The organism is Saccharopolyspora erythraea (genome assembly GCF_018141105.1).
In the GTDB taxonomy this organism is placed as follows: Bacteria; Actinomycetota; Actinomycetes; order Mycobacteriales; family Pseudonocardiaceae; genus Saccharopolyspora_D; species Saccharopolyspora_D erythraea_A.
In genome coordinates, this window is the sequence record NZ_CP054839.1 from 801,635 (window position 1) to 822,916 (window position 21,282).

The following is a 21,282-nucleotide window of genomic DNA, read 5'->3' on the forward strand; positions in this document are numbered from 1 at the left end:
ATTGCGTGCACATCTCGATCAATTTTCCGGCGCGGGTGTCGAAGGTGCCGGGGCCGCGCTCGCCCGCGACGAGCGGGCGGACACCGGTCCGCACCGCGCGGTCGTCGTCGCCTCCTCGACCTCCGAGCTGCTCGACGGCCTGGCCGCCGTCGCCGACGGCAGGCCGCACGCCTCGGTGGTCCGCGGCGTGGCCCGGCCGTCCGCTCCGGTGGTGCTGGTTTTCCCCGGCCAGGGCGCGCAATGGGCCGGGATGGCGGGCGAACTCCTCGGCGAGTCAACGGTTTTCGCCGACGCGATGGACGCGTGCGCGCGGGCGTTCGAGCCCGTCACCGACTGGTCGCTGGCACAGGTCCTGGATTCTCCCGAGCAGTTGCGCCGCGTCGAGGTCGTCCAGCCCGCCCTGTTCGCGGTGCAGACCTCGCTTGCCGCGCTCTGGCGTTCCTTCGGCGTGACGCCCGACGCCGTGGTGGGCCACAGCATCGGCGAACTGGCCGCCGCGCACGTGTGCGGTGCCGCGGGCGCCGCCGACGCCGCGCGGGCAGCCGCGCTGTGGAGCCGCGAGATGATTCCGTTGGTGGGCAACGGAGACATGGCCGCCGTCGCGCTCTCCGCCGACGAGATCGCGCCGCGCATCGCGCGGTGGGACGACGACGTGGTGCTCGCCGGGGTCAACGGTCCGCGCTCGGTGCTGCTGACCGGGTCGCCGGAACCGATCGCGCGCCGGGTCCAGGAGCTTTCGGCCGAAGGGGTTCGCGCCCAGGTCATCAACGTGTCGATGGCGGCGCACTCGGCGCAGGTCGACGACATCGCCGAGGGCATGCGCTCGGCCCTGGCGTGGTTCGCGCCCGGTGCCTCGGAGGTGCCCTTCTACGCCAGCCTCACCGGAGGCGCGCTGGACACCCGGGAGCTGGTGGCCGACTACTGGCGCCGCAGCTTCCGGTTGCCGGTGCGCTTCGACGAGGCGATCCGGTCCGCCCTCGAGGCCGGTCCCGGCACGTTCGTCGAAGCGAGCCCGCACCCGGTGCTGGCCGCCGCGCTCCAGCAGACGCTCGACGCCGAGGGCTCCTCGGCCGCGGTGGTCCCGACGCTGCAACGCGGTCAGGGCGGCATGCGGCGGTTCCTGCTGGCCGCGGCCCAGGCGTTCACCGGCGGCGTGTCGGTCGACTGGACCGCCGCCTACGGCGACGTGGCGGCCGAACCTGGGGTACTACCGGAGTTCGCGCCAGCCGAGGAGGACGACGAACCGGCCGAGGTCGGCGTCGACTGGAACGCGCCCCCGCACGTGCTGCGCGAACGGCTGCTCGCGGTCGTGAACGGCGAGACCGCCGCGTTGGCGGGCCGTGAGGCCGACGCCGAGGCCACCTTCCGCGAGCTGGGTCTGGACTCGGTGCTGGCCGCGCAGTTGCGCGCCAGGGTGAGCGCCGCGATCGGGCGCGAGGTCAACATCGCGCTCCTCTACGACCACCCGACTCCGCGTGCGCTCGCCGAGGCGCTCGCGGCGGGAACCGAGGTCGCACAACGGGAAATTCCCGCGCGGACGAATGATGCGGCGCCGGACGAACCGGTCGCGGTGGTCGCGATGGCCTGCCGGCTGCCCGGTGGTGTGAGCACCCCCGAGGAGTTCTGGGAGCTGCTGTCGCAGGGCCGCGACGCGGTGGGAGGACTGCCGACCGACCGCGGCTGGGACCTGGACTCGCTGTTCCACCCCGACCCCTCCCGGTCGGGCACCGCGCATCAGCGCGGCGGCGGTTTCCTGACCGAGGCGACCGCGTTCGACCCGGCCTTCTTCGGCATGTCCCCGCGCGAGGCGCTGGCCGTCGACCCGCAGCAGCGGCTCATGCTCGAGCTCTCCTGGGAAGTGCTGGAACGGGCGGGAATCCCGCCGTCCTCGTTGCAGGCGTCGCCCACGGGCGTGTTCGTCGGCCTGATCCCGCAGGAGTACGGCCCGCGGCTGGCCGAGGGCGGCGAAGGCGTCGAGGGCTACCTGATGACCGGTACGACCACGAGCGTCGCCTCCGGCCGCATCGCCTACACGCTCGGCCTGGAGGGCCCGGCGATCAGCGTGGACACCGCGTGCTCGTCCTCGCTGGTCGCGGTGCACCTGGCGTGCCAGTCGCTGCGGCGCGGCGAGTCGTCGCTGGCGATGGCGGGCGGGGTCACGGTGATGCCGACGCCGGGCATGCTGGTGGACTTCAGCCGGATGAACTCGCTGGCGCCGGACGGCCGGTGCAAGGCGTTCTCCGCGGGCGCCAACGGTTTCGGCATGGCCGAGGGCGCCGGGATGCTACTGCTGGAGCGGCTGTCGGACGCCCGCCGCAACGGCCACCCGGTGCTCGCCGTGCTCAGGGGGACTGCGGTCAACTCCGACGGCGCGAGCAACGGGCTGTCGGCGCCCAACGGGCGGGCGCAGGTGCGGGTGATCCAGCAGGCGCTGGCCGAGTCCGGTCTCGGACCCGGCGACGTCGACGCCGTCGAGGCGCACGGCACGGGAACCCGGCTCGGCGACCCGGTCGAGGCGCGGGCGCTGTTCGAGGCGTATGGCCGTGACCGGGAGCGGCCGCTGCGCCTGGGCTCGGTCAAGTCGAACCTCGGCCACACCCAGGCAGCCGCCGGGGTGGCAGGCGTGATCAAGATGGTGCTGGCGATGCGCGCGGGCACCCTTCCCCGCACCCTGCACGCATCGGAGCGGTCCGAGGAGATCGACTGGTCCTCCGGTGCGATCAGCCTGCTGGACGAGCCGGAGTCGTGGCCCGCGGGTGGGCGGCCGCGGCGGGCGGGGGTCTCGTCGTTCGGGATCAGCGGCACCAACGCGCACGCGATCATCGAGGAAGCCCCGCAGGTCGTCGAAGGCGAGCGGGTGGCGGTCGGCGACGTCGTGGCGCCCTGGGTGCTTTCGGCGAGCAGCGCGGACGGTCTGCGCGCACAGGCGGCGCGGCTGGCCGCGCACGTGCGCGAGCACCCAGGTCAGGACACGCGCGACATCGCGTACTCGCTCGCGACGGGCAGGGCCGCGCTGCCCCACCGCGCCGCCTTCGCTCCTGTCGACGAGTCCGCGGCGCTGCGCGTGCTCGACGGTCTCGCGACAGGAAATGCCGACGGTGCCGCCGTGGGCACGGGCCGGTCGCAGCAGCGCGCCGTCTTCGTCTTCCCCGGTCAGGGCTGGCAGTGGGCGGGCATGGCCGTCGACCTGCTCGACACCGCCCCGGTCTTCGCCGCGGCGCTGCGCGAGTGCGCCGACGCGCTCGAACCGCACCTGGACTTCGAGGTGATCCCGTTCCTGCGCGCGGAAGCCGCGCGGCGGGAGCAGGACGCCGCGCTGTCGACCGACCGCGTGGACGTGGTGCAGCCGGTGATGTTCGCGGTCATGGTCTCGCTGGCGTCGATGTGGCGCGCCCACGGCGTCGAGCCGGCCGCGGTCATCGGGCACTCCCAGGGCGAGATCGCCGCCGCGTGCGTCGCGGGCGCGCTCTCCCTGGACGACGCCGCGCGTGTGGTCGCACTGCGCAGCCGGGTCATCGCCACCATGCCCGGAAACGGGGGCATGGCTTCGATCGGCGCCCCGGCCGACGAGGTCAGCGCGCGGATCGGCGAAGGCGTCGAGATCGCGGCTGTCAACGGTCCGCGCTCGGTGGTGGTCGCCGGTGACAGCGACGAGCTGGACCGGTTGGTCGCTTCCTGCACCGCCGAGGGCATCCGTGCCAAGCGCCTGGCCGTGGACTACGCGTCGCACTCCTCGCACGTCGAGGCGATCCGCGACGCGTTGCACGCCGAGTTGGGTGAGGACTTCCGCCCGCTGCCGGGTTTCGTGCCGTTCTTCTCCACCGTCACCGGGCGCTGGACGCTGCCGGACGAGCTCGACGCCGGGTACTGGTACCGCAACCTGCGCCGGACCGTGCGGTTCGAGGACGCCGTCCGCGCCCTCGCCGAGCAGGGGTACCGGACGTTCCTGGAGGTCAGCGCGCACCCGATCCTCACCGCCGCGATCGAGGAGATCGGCGACGGACCGGGCGCAGGCATCACCGCCGTCCACTCGCTGCGCCGCGGTGACGGCACCCTCGCCGACTTCGGCGAAGCGCTCTCCCGCGCGTTCGCCGCCGGTGTCGCGGTGGACTGGGAGTCGGTGCACCTGGGCACCGGAGCGCGCCGGGTGCCGTTGCCGACCTACCCATTCCAGCGCGAGCGCGTCTGGCTGGAACCGAATCCGGTGGCGCGCCGATGCGCCGAGGCCGACGAGGTTTCCACGCTGCGCTACCGCATCGAGTGGCGGCCCACCGGTGCGGGCGAATCCGCCCGGCTCGACGGCACGTGGCTGGTGGCGAAGTACGCCGGAACCGCGGACGAGGTGAGCGCTGCGGCACGGGAGGCCCTGGAGTCGGCCGGGGCACGGGTCCGCGAACTGGTCGTGGACGCCCGCTGCGGGCGCGACGAACTCGCGGAGCGGTTGCGTTCGGCCGGCGAGGTGGCCGGGGTGGTGTCGCTGCTGGCGGTGGACGAACCGGAGCTGGAGGAAGCGCCGCTGGCGTTGGCTTCGCTCGCGGACACGCTCAGCCTTGTGCAGGCGATGGCGTCCGTGGAACTTGAGTGTCCGTTGTGGACGGTGACGGAAAGCGCCGTCGCGACCGGGCCGTTCGAGCGCGTCCGCAACGCCGCGCACGGCGCCCTGTGGGGCGTAGGGCGGGTCATCGCGCTGGAGAATCCCGCCGTGTGGGGTGGCTTGGTCGACGTGCCCGCGGGGTCCGTCGCCGAGCTGTCCCGGCACATCGCGGCGGTCGTGTCCGGCAGCACCGGTGAGGACCAGCTCGCGCTGCGCGCCGACGGCGTGTACGGACGCCGGTGGGTGCGGGGGGCGGCCACGGCGGCCGACGGCGAGTGGAAGCCGACCGGAACCGTGCTGGTCACCGGTGGTACGGGCGGCGTCGGCAGGCAGGTCGCGCGCTGGCTCGCCCGGCGGGGCGCGCCGCACCTGCTGCTGGTGAGCCGCAGCGGGCCGGACACGGACGGCGTCGGCGAACTGGTCGCCGAGCTGGAAGAGCTGGGCGCCCGGACGACCGTCGCGGCCTGCGACGTGACCGACCGCGAGTCGGTCCGCGAGCTGCTGGGCGGCATCGGCGGCGACGTCCCCCTCTCTGCGGTGTTCCACGCCGCCGCCACGCTCGACGACGGCACCGTGGACACCCTCACCGGCGAGCGCATCGAGCGGGCCAACCGCGCCAAGGTGCTCGGCGCGCGCAACCTGCACGAGCTGACGCGCGAGCTGGACCTGACAGCCTTCGTCCTGTTCTCGTCCTTCGCCTCGGCCTTCGGCGCCCCCGGGCTCGGCGGCTACGCGCCGGGCAACGCCTACCTCGACGGCCTCGCCCAGCAGCGGCGCAGCGACGGACTGCCCGCGACCGCCGTGGCGTGGGGGACGTGGGCGGGCAGCGGGATGGCCGAAGGCCCCGTGGCCGACCGCTTCCGCAGGCACGGCGTCATCGAGATGCCTCCCGAGACGGCCTGCCGGGCTTTGCAGAGCGCGCTGGACCGCGCCGAGATCTGCCCGATCGTCATCGACGTCAGGTGGGACCGGTTCCTGCTCGCCTACACCGCGCAGCGGCCGACCAGGCTGTTCGACGAGATCGAGGACGCGCGCCGGGCGACGCCGCAGACCGCCGCCGAACCGGAGGTGGGCGCTTTGGCGGCGCTGCCAGCGCCGGAGCGCGAGAAGGCGGTGTTCGAGCTCGTGCGCTCGCACGCGGCCGCGGTCCTCGGCCACGCATCGGCCGAGCGGGTGCCCGCCGACCAGGCGTTCGCGGAGCTCGGCGTGGACTCGCTGTCGGCGCTGGAGCTGCGCAACCGGCTCGGCGCCGCGACCGGTGTCCGCCTGCCTACGACGACCGTGTTCGACTACCCGGACGTGCGGACTTTGGCGGCGCACCTGACCGCCGAACTCGGTGGTGGAGCAGGGGAAGAGCAGGCCGCACCGGCGACCACGGCCCCTGTCGACGAGCCGATCGCGATCGTCGGCATGGCCTGCCGGCTTCCCGGCGAAGTCGACTCCCCGGAGCGGCTGTGGGAGCTGATCACCTCGGGGCGCGACTCCGCCGCCGAGGTCCCCGGTGACCGGGGCTGGGTCCCCGACGAGCTGATGGCCTCCGACGCCGCGGGAACCCGCCGCGCCCACGGCAACTTCATGGCGGACGCCGGTGACTTCGACGCGGCGTTCTTCGGGATCTCGCCGCGCGAGGCACTGGCGATGGACCCGCAGCAGCGCCAGGCGCTGGAGACGACGTGGGAGGCGCTGGAAAGCGCGGGCATCCCGCCGGAGACGTTGCGCGGCAGCGACACCGGCGTGTTCGTCGGCATGTCCCACCAGGGCTACGCGACCGGGCGTCCGCGCCCGGAGGACGGTGTCGACGGATACCTGCTCACCGGCAACACCGCGAGCGTCGCTTCTGGGCGCATCGCATACGTGCTGGGACTGGAGGGCCCGGCGCTGACGGTTGATACGGCGTGTTCGTCGTCGCTGGTGGCGGTGCACACGGCGTGTGGTTCGTTGCGGGACGGGGACTGCGGTCTCGCGGTCGCTGGTGGTGTGTCGGTGATGGCGGGCCCGGAGGTGTTCACCGAGTTTTCGCGCCAAGGCGCGCTGTCGCCGGACGGCCGGTGCAAGCCCTTCTCGGACCAGGCCGACGGTTTCGGGCTGGGGGAGGGTTCGGCGTTCGTCGTGCTCCAGCGGTTGTCCGAAGCCCGGCGGGAGGGGCGCCGCGTGCTGGGCGTGGTGGCCGGTTCGGCGGTGAACCAGGACGGCGCGAGCAACGGGCTGTCGGCGCCGAGCGGAGTCGCGCAGCAGCGGGTCATCCGCCGGGCGTGGGCGCGTGCGGGCATCACGGGCGCCGACATCGGTGTTGTCGAGGCGCATGGAACCGGTACGCGGCTGGGTGATCCGGTGGAGGCGTCGGCGTTGCTGGCGACCTACGGCCGGTCGCGCTGTTCGGCGGGTCCGGTGCTGCTGGGTTCGGTGAAGTCGAACATCGGTCACGCGCAGGCGGCCGCGGGTGTCGCGGGCGTGATCAAGGTGCTGCTCGGCCTGGAACGCGGCGTGGTGCCGCCGATGCTGTGCCGGGGTGAGCGCTCGGGCCTCATCGACTGGTCCTCCGGCGAGATCGAGCTCGCCGACGGCGTGCGGGAGTGGGCGCCCGCCGCGGACGGGGTGCGCCGTGCCGGCGTGTCGGCGTTCGGGGTGAGCGGGACGAACGCGCACGTGATCATCGCCGAGCCGCCGGAACCGGAGTCCGTGCCGCAACCGCGCCGCATCCTGCCCGGGACCGGAGTGGTGCCGGTGGTGCTGTCGGCCAGGACCGGAACGGCGGTGCGGGCACAGGCCCGCAGGCTCGCCGACCACCTCGCCGCGCATCCCGGGATCGCACCGGCGGACGTGAGCTGGACGATGGCGCGGGCCCGCCAGCACTTCGAGGAGCGGGCCGCGGTGCTCGCCGCCGACACCGCCGAGGCCGTGCACCGGTTGCGGGCGGTGGCCGACGGTGCCGTGGTCCCCGGCGTTGTCACCGGCAGTGCCTCCGACGGTGGTTCGGTGTTCGTCTTTCCGGGTCAGGGTGCTCAGTGGGAGGGCATGGCGCGGGGCTTGCTCCCGGTGCCCGTTTTCGCGGAGTCGATCGCCGAGTGCGATGCGGTGTTGTCGGAGGTGGCCGGGTTCTCGGTGTCCGAGGTGCTGGAGCAGCGTCCGGACGCGCCGTCGCTGGAGCGGGTCGACGTCGTCCAGCCGGTGCTGTTCGCGGTGATGGTGTCGCTGGCGCGGTTGTGGCGTGCCTGCGGCGCCGTTCCGTCGGCCGTCATCGGGCACTCGCAGGGTGAGATCGCCGCCGCGGTGGTGGCTGGGGCGTTGTCGCTGGAGGACGGCGTGCGCGTCGTCGCCCTCCGGTCGAAGGCGGTGCGCGCGGTCGCGGGCCGGGGGAGCATGCTCTCGGTGCGCGGCGGCCGCTCCGACGTCGAGAAGCTCCTCGCCGACGACAGCTGGACCGGCAGGCTGGAGGTCGCCGCGGTCAACGGACCCGACGCCGTGGTGGTGGCCGGTGACGCCCCGGCGGCGCGCGAGTTCCTGGAGTACTGCGAGGGCGTGGGCATCCGCGCCCGCGCGATCCCGGTGGACTACGCCTCGCACACCGCGCACGTCGAACCCGTGCGCGACGAACTGGTCCAGGCGCTGGCCGGGATCACCCCGCGACCGGCCGAGGTGCCGTTCTTCTCGACGCTGACCGGCGACTTCGTGGACGGTACCGAGCTGGACGCCGGCTACTGGTACCGCAACCTGCGGCACCCGGTGGAGTTCCACTCCGCCGTGCAAGCGCTGACCGACCAGGGGTACGCGACCTTCATCGAGGTCAGCCCGCACCCGGTGCTGGCGGCGAGCATCCAGGAGACCCTCGACGACGCCGAGTCGGACGCGGCGGTGCTCGGGACGCTGGAACGCGACGCGGGCGACGCCGACCGCTTCCTCGCGGCGCTCGCCGACGCGCACACGCGCGGCGTCGCGGTCGACTGGGAAGCGGTGCTGGGCCGGGCCGGACTGGTCGACCTGCCGGGCTATCCCTTCCAGGGCAAGCGGTTCTGGCTGCTGCCGGACCGCACCGCCCCGCGCGACGAGCTCGACGACTGGTTCTACCGGGTCGACTGGACCGAGGTGCCGCGCTCCGAGTCCGCCGCGCTGGGCGACCGTTGGCTCGTGGTGGTGCCCGAGGGGTACGAGGAGAACGGCTGGACCGCCGAGGTGCGGGCGGCGCTCGCCGAGGCCGGCGCCGAACCGGAGGTCACGCGCGGCGTTGCCGGGCTGGTCGGTGACTGCGCCGGTGTGGTGTCGTTGCTCGCCCTCGAAGACGATGGTGCGGCGCGAACCCTCGCGCTGGTGCAGGCGCTCGACGCGGCGGGAATCGAAGCACCACTGTGGACGGTCACCTTCGACGCGGTCGACGCGGGCGGGCCGGTGAACCGGCCGGACCAGGCGAAGCTGTGGGGGCTGGGCCAGGTCGCGTCCCTGGAACGCGGGCCGCGCTGGACAGGCGTCGTCGACCTGCCGCAGACGCCGGACCCGGCACTGCGGGGCAGGCTGACCGCGGTGCTGGCCGGCTCGGAGGACCAGGTCGCGGTGCGGGCCGACGCCGTGCGCGCCCGGCGGCTTTCCCCCGCCCACGTGACCGCCACCTCGGAGTACGCGGTGCCGGGCGGCACGATTCTGGTCACCGGTGGCACCGCCGGTCTCGGCGCCGAGGTGGCCCGTTGGCTCGCCGGTCGCGGCGCCGAACACCTCGCGCTGGTCAGCAGGCGAGGCCCCGACACCGAGGGCGTCGACGCCCTGACCGCCGAGCTGACCCGGCTCGGCGCGCGGGTGTCGGTGCATTCGTGTGACGTCAGCAGCCGCGAGCCGGTGCGGGAGCTCGTGCACGGCCTGATCGAGCAGGGCGACGTCGTGCGCGGTGTGGTGCACGCGGCGGGCCTGCCGCAGCAGGTCGCGCTCAACGACATGGACGAGGCCGCCTTCAACGACGTGGTCGCGGTCAAGGCCGGGGGCGCGGTGCACCTGGACGAGCTGTGCCCGGACGCCGAGCTGTTCCTGCTGTTCTCCTCCGGGGCCGGGGTGTGGGGCAGCACCCGCCAGGGCGCCTACGCCGCGGGCAACGCGTTCCTGGACGCCTTCGCCCAGCACCGCCGCGGCCGGGGCCTGCCCGCCACGTCGGTGGCGTGGGGGCTGTGGGCGGCGGGCGGCATGACCGGCGACGAGGAGGCCGTGTCGTTCCTGCGCGAGCGCGGTGTGCGGGCGATGCCCGTGCCGCGCGCTCTCGCCGCGCTGGACCGGGTGCTGGCGGCCGGTGAGACGGCGGTGGTCGTGACGGACGTGGACTGGCCCGTCTTCGCCGAGTCCTACACCGCCGCCCGGCCCCGGCCGCTGCTCGACCGCATCGTCACGACCGCGCCGAGCGAGCGGGCCGGAGAACCGGAGACCGAGAGCCTGCGCGACCGGCTGGCAGGTCTGCCGCGTGCCGAGCGGACAGCGGAACTGGTGCGCCTGGTTCGCACCAACACCGCGACCGTGCTGGGCCACGACGACCCGAAGGCGGTGCGAGCGACCACGCCGTTCAAGGAGCTCGGGTTCGACTCGCTGGCGGCCGTCCGGCTGCGCAACCTGCTCAACGCGGCCACCGGACTCCGCCTGCCGTCGACGCTGGTCTTCGACCACCCGAACGCCTCCGCGGTCGCCGGTTTCCTCGATGCCGAGCTCGGCACCGAAGTCCGGGAGGCGCCGTCGGCTCTCGCCGGACTGGACGCGGTGGAGGCGGCCCTGCCCGAGGTGCCCGCAACCGAACGGCAAGAGCTGGCGCAGCGCTTGGAACGCATGCTGGCCGCGCTGCGCCCGGTCGCCCAGCCCGCCGCCTCCTCCGGAACCGGCGTCCACTCGTCCGGCGACGACCTGGGCGAGGCGGGCGTGGACGAACTGCTCGAAGCACTCGGCCGGGAGCTCGACGGCGATTGAGTACGGCCTACCCCGCAGCCGCCGAAGAGACCGAGGAATTGTGACTGACAACGAGAAGGTGGCGGAATACCTCCGTCGGGCGACGCTCGACCTGCGTGCCGCCCGGCAGCGCATCCGCGAGCTGGAGTCCGACCCGATCGCCATCGTCAGCATGGCCTGCCGCCTGCCGGGCGGTGTGAACACCCCGCAGCGGCTGTGGGAGCTGCTGCGCGACGGTGGTGAGACGCTGTCGGGCTTCCCCGCCGACCGGGGCTGGGACCTGGCGGGGTTGCACCACCCCGACCCGGACAACCCCGGCACCAGCTACGTCGACAAGGGCGGGTTCCTCGACGACGCGGCGGGTTTCGACGCGGAGTTCTTCGGCGTCGCGCCGCGCGAGGCCGCGGCCATGGACCCGCAGCAGCGGTTGCTGCTGGAGACGAGCTGGGAGCTGGTGGAGAACGCCGGCATCGACCCGCACTCGCTGCGCGGTACCGCGACGGGTGTCTTCCTCGGGGTGGCGAAGTTCGGCTACGGCGAGGACACCGCCGCGGCGGAGGACGTCGAGGGCTACTCGGTCACCGGTGTGGCGCCCGCGGTCGCCTCCGGGCGGATCTCCTACACCATGGGCCTGGAGGGGCCGTCGATCAGCGTCGACACCGCGTGCTCGTCGTCGCTGGTGGCGCTGCACCTTGCGGTCGAGTCGCTGCGCAAGGGCGAGTCGGCCATGGCGGTCGTCGGCGGTGCCGCGGTGATGGCGACCCCGGGCGTGTTCGTCGACTTCAGCAGGCAGCGGGCGCTCGCCGCCGACGGGCGGTCCAAGGCGTTCGGTGCCGGCGCCGACGGGTTCGGCTTCTCCGAAGGCGTCACCCTGGTCCTGCTCGAGCGGCTGTCGGAGGCGCAGCGCAACGGGCACGAGGTGCTGGCGGTGGTCCGCGGGTCGGCGCTCAACCAGGACGGGGCCAGCAACGGACTCTCCGCGCCGAGCGGGCCCGCCCAGCGCAGGGTCATCCGGCGGGCCCTCGAGAGCTGCGGCCTGGAACCCGGTGACGTCGACGCGGTAGAGGCGCACGGCACCGGTACCGCGCTCGGCGACCCGATCGAGGCGAACGCGCTGCTGGACACCTACGGCCGCGACCGCGACGCCGGCCGGCCGCTCTGGCTGGGATCGGTGAAGTCCAACATCGGCCACACCCAGGCGGCGGCGGGCGTCACCGGGCTGCTGAAGGTCGTCCTGTCGCTGCGCAACGAGGAACTGCCCGCGACCCTGCACGTCGACGAGCCCACGCCGCACGTCGACTGGTCGTCCGGCGGCGTCGCGCTGCTGGCGGGCAACCAGCCGTGGCGGCGCGGTGAGCGGACCCGGCGGGCCGCTGTGTCGGCGTTCGGCATCAGCGGGACCAACGCGCACGTCATCGTCGAGGAAGCCCCCGAGCGCGAACCCCGGGAGACCGCCGCGCACGACGGTCGGCCGGTTCCGCTGGTGGTGTCCGCGCGCGGCGCGGCGGCGTTGCGGGCGCAGGCCGCCCAGATCGCCGAGCTGCTCGAACGGCCGGACGCCGATCTCGCCGGGGTCGGGCTGGGCCTGGCCACGACCCGCGCCCGCCACGAGCACCGCGCCGCCGTGGTGGCATCGACCCGCGAGCAAGCGGTGCGCGGACTGCGGGAGATCGCCGCGGGTACCGCGACGGCCGACGCCGTGGTCGAGGGCGTCACCGAGGTGGACGGGCGCAACGTCGTCTTCCTGTTCCCGGGGCAGGGTTCGCAGTGGGTCGGCATGGGTGCCGAGCTGCTGTCGTCGTCCCCGGTGTTCGCCGAGAAGATCCGGGCCTGCGACGAGGCGATGGCCCCGATGCAGGACTGGAAGGTCTCCGACGTGCTGCGGCAGGCGCCGGGGGCTCCGGGCCTGGACCGGGTCGACGTGGTCCAGCCGGTGCTGTTCGCCGTGATGGTGTCGCTGGCGGCGCTGTGGCGCTCGTACGGTGTCGAGCCCGCGGCGGTCGTCGGCCACTCGCAGGGCGAGATCGCCGCCGCGCACGTCGCCGGCGCGCTCACGCTGGAGGACGCGGCGAAGCTCGTCGTGGGCCGCAGCCGCCTGATTCGGTCGCTGTCCGGGGAGGGCGGAATGGCCGCCGTCGCGCTGGGCGAGGCCGCGGTGCGTGAGCGCCTGCGGCCGTGGCGGGACCGGATCTCGGTGGCGGCGGTCAACGGGCCCCGGTCGGTCGTGGTCTCCGGCGAGCCCGGCGCGCTGCGGGAGTTTTCCGAGGCGTGCGCGGCCGAGGACATCCGCGTCCGCGAGATCGACGTGGACTATGCCTCGCACTCGCCGCAGATCGAGCGAGTCCGCGATGAACTCCTGGAGAGGACCGGGGACATCGCGCCGCGCCCGGCGCAGGTGACGTTTCACTCCACTGTGGATTCGCGGGCGATGGACGGCACCGAGCTGGACGCCCGGTACTGGTACCGGAACCTGCGCGAGACGGTCCGCTTCGCCGACGCGGTGACGCGGCTGGCGGAGTCGGGGTACGACGCGTTCATCGAGGTCAGCCCGCATCCCGTGGTGGTCCAGGCCGTCGAGGAGGCGGTCGAGGAGGCTGACGGTGCCGAAGACGCCGTCGTGGTCGGCTCGCTGCAACGCGACGGCGGCGACCTCTCGGCCTTCCTGCGGTCGATGGCCACCGCGCACGTGTCCGGTGTGGACATCAGGTGGGATGTCGGTCTTCGGGGCGTCGAGACCGTAGCGCTGCCGACGTATCCGTTCCAGCGCAAGCGGTACTGGCTCCAGCCTGCTGTCGCCGCCCCGACCGACGACCTGGCCTACCGCGTCTCCTGGACTCCGATCGACGAGCCGGAGCCGGGAAACCTGGACGGCGACTGGTTGGTGGTCGCGCCAACGAAATGTCCGCAGTGGACGGATGTGCTGTGCCAGGCCATCAACGCCAACGGCGGCAGGGCGGTGTGCCGCGAGGTGGACACCTCGGTTTCCCGCTCGGAGATGGCCCAGGCCGTCGCACATGCCGGAAGGGGATTCCGCGGCGTCCTCTCGTTGCTGTCGTCCGACGAATCCGCCTGCCGTCCCGGGGTTCCCGCCGGTGCGGTCGGCCTGCTCACCCTGGTCCAGGCGCTGGGCGATGCCGGGATCGACGCCCCGGTGTGGTGCCTGACCCAGGGTGCTGTCCGCACTCCCGCCGACGACGGCCTCGCCCGGCCGGCGCAGAACACCGCGCACGGCTTCGCGCAGGTCGCAAGGCTGGAGCTGCCGGGCCGCTGGGGCGGTGTGGTCGACCTGCCCGAATCGGTCGACGACGCCGCGCTGCGCCTGCTCGTGGCCGTCCTGCGCGGCGGCGACCGCGCCGAGGACCACCTCGCGGTCCGGGACGGCCGTCTCCACGGCCGCCGCGTCGTCCGCGCGAGCCTGCCGCAGTCGGGTTCGCAGACCTGGACCCCGCACGGGACCGTGCTGGTCACCGGCGCGGCGAGTCCGGTCGGCGACCAGTTGGCGCGGTGGCTCGCCGACCGGGGAGCCGAGCGGCTGGTGCTGGCCGGCGCGCAGCCGGGCGACGACCTGCTTGTGGCGGTCGAGGAAGCCGGTGCGGCGGCGGTCGTGTGCGCCCAGGACGCGGCGGCGCTGCACGAGGCCCTCGGCGACGCGCCGGTGACTGCGGTCGTGCACGCCGAGACCCTGACGAACTTCGGCCGCATCACCGAAGTCGCACCCGAGGAGTTCGCCGAGACGGTCGCGGCCAAGACCGCGTTGCTCGCCGTGCTGGACGAGGTCCTCGGCGACCGGGCCGTCGAGCGCGAGGTCTACTGCTCGTCGGTCGCCGGGATCTGGGGCGGCGCCGGGATGGCCGCCTACGCGGCCGGCAGCGCCTACCTCGACGCGCTCGCCGAGCACCGCCGCGCGCGGGGCCGCTCGTGCACGTCGGTCGCCTGGACCCCGTGGGCGCTGCCGGGCGGGGCGGTGGACGACGGCTACCTGCGGGAACGCGGACTGCGCAGCCTCTCCGCCGACAGGGCGATGCGCACCTGGGAGCGGGTGCTCGCCGCCGGGCCGGTGTCGGTCGCGGTGGCCGACGTGGACTGGCCGGTGCTCAGCGAAGGCTTCGCCGCCACCCGGCCGACCGCGCTGTTCTCCGAACTCGCCGACCGCGGCGGGCGGGCGGAGGCCGAGGCGGACGGCGGACCGGACGGCGAGCTGGCGCGACGGATCGCGGCGCTCTCCCCGGACGAGCAGCAGGAAACCCTGCTGGAACTCGTCGCGCACACGGTCGCCGAGGTGCTGGGCCACGAGTCCGCCGCCGAGATCAACGTGCGCCGCGCGTTCAGCGAGCTCGGACTCGACTCGCTCAACGCGATGGCCCTGCGCAAGCGCCTGTCGGCGATCTGCGGCCTGCGGCTGCCCGCGTCCCTGGTGTTCGACCACCCCACCGTCACCGCGCTCGCGCAGCACCTGCGCGGCCGGCTCGTCGGTGACACCGACCGGGCAGCGGTGCGCGTGGCCGCCGCGGCCGGCGAGTCCGAGCCCATCGCCATCGTCGGCATCGGCTGCCGGTTCCCCGGCGGCATCGGCTCGCCCGAGGAGCTGTGGCGGGTGCTGGCCGAGGGCGCGAACCTCACCACCGGCTTCCCGGCCGACCGGGGCTGGGACATCGGGCGGCTCTACCACCCGGACCCGGACAACCCCGGCACGAGCTACGTCGACAAGGGCGGTTTCCTGGACGACGCGGCGGATTTCGACCCCGGTTTCTTCGGCATCACGCCCCGCGAGGCGCTGGCGATGGACCCGCAGCAGCGGCTCATGCTGGAGACGGCGTGGGAGGCGGTGGAACGCGCGGGCATCGACCCCGACGCCCTGCGTGGAAGCGACACGGGTGTCTTCGTCGGCATGAACGGCCAGTCCTACATGCAACTGCTGGCCGGCGAGGCCGAACGCGTCGACGGCTACCAGGGCCTCGGCAACTCCGCGAGCGTGCTCTCCGGGCGCATCGCCTACACCTTCGGCTGGGAGGGCCCGGCGCTGACGGTGGACACCGCGTGCTCGTCCTCGCTGGTCGGCATCCACCTCGCGATGCAGGCACTGCGGCGCGGGGAGTGCTCCCTGGCGCTGGCGGGCGGTGTCACCGTCATGTCCGACCCGTACACCTTCGTCGACTTCAGCACGCAGCGAGGGCTCGCCTTCGACGGGCGCTGCAAGGCGTTCTCCGCTCAGGCGGACGGCTTCGCGCTGTCGGAAGGCGTCGCCGCGCTGGTGCTGGAACCGCTTTCCCAGGCGCGCGCCAACGGGCACCAGGTGCTGGCCGTGCTGCGCGGCAGCGCGGTCAACCAGGACGGTGCCAGCAACGGCCTGGCCGCCCCCAACGGCCCGTCGCAGGAGCGGGTGATCCGGCAGGCGCTCGCCGCTTCGGGCGTGCCGGCCGCGGACGTCGACGTCGTGGAAGCGCACGGGACGGGCACCGAGCTCGGCGACCCGATCGAGGCCGGCGCGCTCATCGCGACCTACGGCCAGGACCGCGACCGGCCGCTGCGGCTGGGATCGGTGAAGACCAACATCGGCCACACCCAGGCAGCGGCGGGCGCCGCGGGCGTGATCAAGGTCGTGCTGGCGCTGCGGCACGGGATGCTGCCCCGGTCGCTGCACGCCGACGAGCTGTCCCCGCACATCGACTGGGAGTCGGGGGCCGTGGAGGTGCTGCGCGAGGAGGTGCCGTGGCCTGCGGGCGAGCGGCTCCGGCGGGCCGGGGTGTCGTCGTTCGGCGTCAGCGGCACCAACGCGCACGTGATCGTCGAAGAGGCACCAGCCGAGCAGGAAACCACTGGCCTCGAGCGGAGGCCGCTACCGTTCGTGCTGTCCGGCCGCAGCGAAGCCGTGGTCGCGGCCCAGGCCCGCGCGCTCGCCGAGCACCTGCGCGCCACACCGGAGCTCGGCCTGGCCGACACGGCGTGGACGCTCGCGACCGGCAGGGCGCGGTTCGACGTGCGAGCCGCCGTGCTCGGCGACGACCGCGCGGGCGTGTGCGCGGAGCTGGACGCGCTGGCCGAGGGCCGCCCGTCGGCGGACGCCGTCGCCCCGGTGACCTCGGCACCGCGCAAGCCGGTCCTGGTCTTCCCCGGCCAGGGTGCGCAGTGGGTCGGCATGGCCCGCGACCTGCTGGAATCCTCCGAGGTGTTCGCAGAGTCGATGAGCCGCTGCGCCGAGGCGCTCTCCCCGCACACCCACTGGAAGCTGCTCGACGTCGTCCGCGGCGACGGCGGTCCCGACCCGCACCAGCGCGTCGACGTGCTCCAGCCGGTGCTGTTCTCGATCATGGTCTCGCTCGCCGAGCTGTGGCGCGCGCACGGCGTCACCCCGGCCGCCGTCGTCGGCCACTCGCAGGGCGAGATCGCCGCGGCGCACGTGGCGGGCGCGCTGTCGCTGGAGGCCGCCGCGAAGGTGGTGGCGCTGCGCAGCCAGGTTTTGCGCGAACTCGACGACCAGGGCGGCATGGTGTCGGTCGGCGCGTCCCGCGACGAGCTGGAAGCCGTGCTCGTGCGCTGGGACGGCCGGGTCTCGGTTGCCGCCGTGAACGGGCCGGGCACCAGCGTCGTGGCCGGGCCGACCGCGGAGCTGGACGAGTTCTTCGCCGAGGCCGAGGCGCGGGAGATGAAGCCGCGCCGGATCGCCGTGCGCTACGCCTCCCACTCCCCGGAGGTGGCGCGCATCGAGGACCGGCTCGCCGCCGAGCTGGGCACCATCACCGCCGTGCGGGGCTCGGTGCCGCTGCACTCCACGGTGACCGGCGAGGTCATCGACACCTCCGCGATGGACGCCTCCTACTGGTACCGCAACCTGCGCCGGCCCGTGCTCTTCGAGCAGGCGGTCCGCGGTCTGGTCGAGCGGGGCTTCGACACCTTCGTCGAGGTGAGCCCGCATCCGGTGCTGCTGATGGCGGTCGAGGAGACCGCCGAGGACGCGGGAGCCGAAGTCACCTGCGTGCCGACGCTGCGCCGCGAGCAGAGCGGGCCGCACGAGTTCCTGCGCAACCTGCTGCGGGCGCACGTGCACGGCGTCGGGGCCGACCTGCGTCCGGCGGTGGCCGGGGGACGGCCGGCCGAGCTGCCCACCTACCCGTTCGAGCACCAGCGCTTCTGGCCGCGGCCGCACCGGCCCGCCGACGTCTCCGCGCTGGGCGTGCGCGGCGCGGAGCACCCGCTGCTGCTCGCCGCGGTCGACGTGCCGGGCCACGGCGGTGCGGTGTTCACCGGGCGGCTTTCCACCGACGAGCAGCCGTGGCTGGCCGAACACGTCGTGGGCGGCCGGACGCTGGTGCCGGGCAGCGTCCTGGTCGACCTCGCGCTTGCCGCGGGTGAGGACGTCGGGCTGCCGGTTCTGGAGGAACTGGTGCTGCAACGGCCGCTGGTGCTGGCCGGGGCGGGGGCGCTGCTGCGCCTGTCGGTCGGCGCGGCCGACGAGTCGGGGCGGCGCACGATCGACGTCCACGCCGCCGACGACGTGGCCGACCTCGCCGACGCGCACTGGTCGCAGCACGCCACCGGGACACTCGCACAGGGCGTCGCAGCGGGCGCGCGGGAGACCGGGCAGTGGCCGCCGGACGACGCCGTCCGCATCCCGCTCGACGACCACTACGACGGCCTCGCCGAGCAGGGCTACGAGTACGGACCGTCGTTCCAGGCCCTGCGGGCCGCGTGGCGCAAGGACGACGCGGTCCACGCCGAGGTGTCCATCGAGACGGACGAGGACGGTTACGCGTTCCACCCGGTGCTGCTGGACGCCGTCGCCCAGACGCTCAGCCTGGGCACCCTCGGCGAGTCGGGCGGCGGGAAGCTGCCGTTCGCGTGGAACGGCGTGACCCTGCACGCCGCCGGGGCGACGTCGGTGCGGGTCGTGGCGACACCCGCCGGGCCGGACGCGATGGCCCTGCGGGTCACCGACCCGGCAGGCCACCTGGTCGCCACGGTCGACTCGCTGGTCATCCGCAGCACCGGGGACGAGTGGGAGCAGCCCGAACCGCGCGGCGGCGATGGTGAGCTGCACGGTCTGGACTGGGTGCGGCTCGCCGAGCCCGGCGCGGCCGGTCGCGTGGTCGCGGCCGGCGCTTCGGACCTCGACGCCGTCCTGCGGTCCGGTGAACCCGAACCCGACGCGGTCCTGATCCGCTACGAATCCGAAGGCGACGACCCCCGGGCCATGGCCCGCCACGGCGTCCTCTGGGCCGCCGCGGTCGTGCGCCGCTGGCTCGAACAGGAGGAGCTTCCGGGCGCGGCGCTGGTGATCGCCACGTCCGGCGCGGTCGCGGTGTCCGACGACGACGCCGTCCCCGATCCCGGCGCCGCCGCCGTGTGGGGCGTCATCCGCTGCGCGCAGGCCGAGTCGCCGGATCGGTTCGTGCTCCTCGACACCGACGCGGAACCCGGGACGGTGCCCGCGGTCCCGGACAACCCCCAGCTCGCGTTGCGCTCCGACGACGTCTTCGTGCCGCGCCTCGCGCCGCTCGCGACCTCCGCGCTGACGCTTCCGGAAGGCGCGCACCGGCTCGTACCGGGCGACGGCTCGATCGACTCCGTGGCGTTCGAGCCCGCATCCGACGCCGGAAAGCCGCTCCAGGCGGGAGAGGTCCGGGTGGCGGTGCGCGCCACCGGCGTCAACTTCCGCGACGTCCTCCTCGCGCTCGGCATGTACCCGCAGAAGGCGGACATGGGCACCGAGGCCGCCGGTGTCGTCACGGCGGTCGGGCCGGACGTGGCCGCCTTCGCGCCGGGAGACCGGGTGCTCGGCCTGTTCCAGGGCGCCTTCGCGCCGGTCGCGGTCACCGACCACCGGCTCCTCGCGCGCGTCCCGGACGGCTGGAGCAACGCCGACGCCGCCGCCGTGCCGATCGCCTACACCACGGCCCATTACGCGCTGCACGATCTCGCGGGGCTGCGCGCGGGTCAGTCGGTGCTCATCCACGCCGCGGCGGGCGGTGTCGGCATGGCTGCCGTCGCGCTGGCCCGCCGGGCGGGGGCGGAGGTGTTCGCCACCGCCAGCCCGGCCAAGCACGGGACGCTGCGCGGGCTCGGTCTCGACGACGAGCACATCGCCTCCTCGCGGGAGACCGGTTTCGCCGGGAAGTTCCGGGAGCGCACCGGGGGCCGCGGTGTGGACGTGGTGCTGAACTCGCTCACCGGCGAACTGCTCGACGAGTCCGCGGCGCTGCTCGCCGAAGACGGCGTCTTCGTCGAGATGGGCAAGACCGACCTGCGGGACGCCGGCGACTTCCGGGGCCGCTACGCCCCGTTCGACCTGGGCGAGGCGGGTGACGACCGGCTCGGGGCGATCCTGCGCGAGGTCGTCGGCCTGCTGGGCACCGGGGAGCTCGACCGGCTCCCGGTTTCGGCGTGGGAGCTGGAAGCCGCGCCCGCGGCGTTGCAGCACATGAGCCGGGGCAAGCACGTCGGCAAGCTCGTGCTGACCCAGCCCGCGCCGGTGGACCCGGACGGCACGGTGCTGATCACGGGTGGCACCGGCACGCTCGGACGTCTGCTCGCGCGCCACCTCGTCACCGAGCACGGCGTGCGGCACCTGCTGCTGGTCAGCAGGCGCGGTGCGGACGCACCGGGCGCCGCCGAGCTGCGCGAGGAGATCGAGGGCCTCGGCGCGTCCGCGGAGATCGCGGCCTGCGACACCGCCGACCGCGACGCGCTTTCGGCGCTGCTGGAGGAGTTGCCCCGGCCGCTGACCGGTGTCGTGCACGCGGCGGGTGTGCTGGCCGACGGGCTGGTCACCTCCATCGACGAGCCGGCGGTGGAGCAGGTGCTGCGCGCCAAGGTCGACGCGGCGTGGAACCTGCACGAGCTGACCGCGAACACGGATCTGGCCTTCTTCGCGCTGTTCTCATCCGCGGCTTCGGTGCTAGCCGGGCCGGGGCAGGGCGTGTACGCGGCGGCGAACGAGGCGCTCAACGCGCTGGCCGCGCTGCGGAGAACGCGCGGCCTGCCCGCGAAGGCGCTCGGATGGGGCCTGTGGGCGCAGGCCAGCGAGCTGACCAGCGGACTCGGCGACCGCATCGCCCGGACCGGGGTCGCAGCGCTGCCGACCGAAAGGGCGCTCGCGCTGTTCGACAGCGCCCTGCGCCGCGGCGGTGAGGTCGTGTTCCCGCTCTCCGTCAACCGCTCCGCCCTGCGCAGGGCCGAGTTCGTGCCGGAGGTCCTGCGCGGGATGGTCAGGGCGAGGCTGCGCGCCGCCGGGCAGGCGGAGGCGGCGGGCCCGGACCTGGTCGACCGGCTCGCCGGTCGGTCCGAGCCCGACCAGGTCGCGGGGCTGGCCGAGCTGGTGCGCTCGCACGCGGCGGCGGTCTCCGGGTACGGCTCGGTCGACCAGCTTCCCGAGCGCAAGGCGTTCAAGGACCTCGGTTTCGACTCGCTGGCCGCGGTGGAGCTGCGCAACCGCCTCGGCACCGCGACCGGCGTGCGGCTGCCCAGCACGCTGGTGTTCGACCACCCGACTCCACTGGCGGTGGCCGAACACCTGCGGGACAGGCTGTTCGCGGGCTCATCGCCAGCGGTGGACATCGGCGACCGGCTGGACGAGCTGGAGAAGGCGCTAGAAGCCCTGTCCGCGGAGGACGGGCACGACGACGTCGGCAACCGCCTCGAGTCGCTGCTGCGCCGGTGGAACAGCAGGCGGGCGGACGCCCCGAGCACGTCCGCGATCAGCGAGGACGCCACTGACGACGAGCTGTTCTCGATGCTCGACCAGCGGTTCGGCGGGGAAGAGGACTTCTAGATGAGCGGTGACAACG

1 protein-coding gene and 1 pseudogene are annotated in these 21,282 nt (G+C 74.2%); both read left to right on the forward strand.

Annotated features, from left to right (window positions below; translation table 11 throughout):
• The first annotated feature begins 1 nt into the window (after position 1).
• Positions 2-10,522: a type I polyketide synthase gene (locus HUO13_RS03800; RefSeq protein WP_211900112.1), complete on the forward strand. Its 10,521-nt coding sequence runs from the start codon at positions 2-4 to the stop codon at positions 10,520-10,522.
• A 40-nt stretch (positions 10,523-10,562) separates the two neighbouring features.
• Positions 10,563-21,266 (forward strand): annotated as a pseudogene (locus HUO13_RS03805) (SDR family NAD(P)-dependent oxidoreductase); the annotation flags it as partial.
• Between the last annotated feature and the right edge of the window lie 16 nt (positions 21,267-21,282).